Genomic DNA, 662 nt, shown 5'->3' on the forward strand with positions numbered 1-662 from the left:
GCGGACTGCGACAGACGCTCCTTGTAGATGCCGGTCGGGTTCAGCAGCTCGTCGTCGAAGATGGCGTTGTACATGCCCATGCAGCCCTCGTCGAACACGCCGATGATCGCCTTGTCCGCGAGCAGCTGATCGCCCAGCGCGCGACCGAGCTCGACCTCGGGGGTGTCGGGAAGCGCCGGGAGCGCGCGGACGTGCGAGGCGTCGTGCGTGATGCGACCGGTCTCGATCCACTCGCGGATCCCGCTCCGAAACCACTCGTCCTGGAAGTCGGCCGACCAGATCGTGGCGTAGTCCTTGCCCATCTTCGTCAGGCCCGCGTTGAGGCCCAGGAGCCCGACGAGGCCCGGCCAGTCGCCCGCGAAGTTCGCGACCGTCAGGACCGGCCCGCGATGCGTGCGGAGACCGGCCAGGACGTGGTGCGAGTACTGCCACACCGCCTCCGCGACGATGAGCGGCGCGTCGACCGGGATCGCCTTGAACACCTCGAGGCCCATCCGCTGGCTCGAGATGAACCCGTGACCCGTCGCGGGATCGACGTCGTTGGCGCGGATCACCTGCCACCCCAGGTCGTTCAGCACGCGCGTCACCGCGGACTCGAGCGCGACCTGCGTGGGCCATCCTGCGACGTTCGCGGACTCGCGCAGATCGCCCGACGCGATGAG

Annotated in this window: 1 pseudogene; it reads right to left on the reverse strand. The window is 69.0% G+C overall.

The features are described 5' to 3' along the window. A pseudogene (locus tag PKE79_RS16555) lies at positions 1-662 on the reverse strand (fucose isomerase); the annotation flags it as partial.

Source organism: Microbacterium barkeri (assembly GCF_027921765.1).
Taxonomy (GTDB): Bacteria; Actinomycetota; Actinomycetes; order Actinomycetales; family Microbacteriaceae; genus Microbacterium; species Microbacterium barkeri.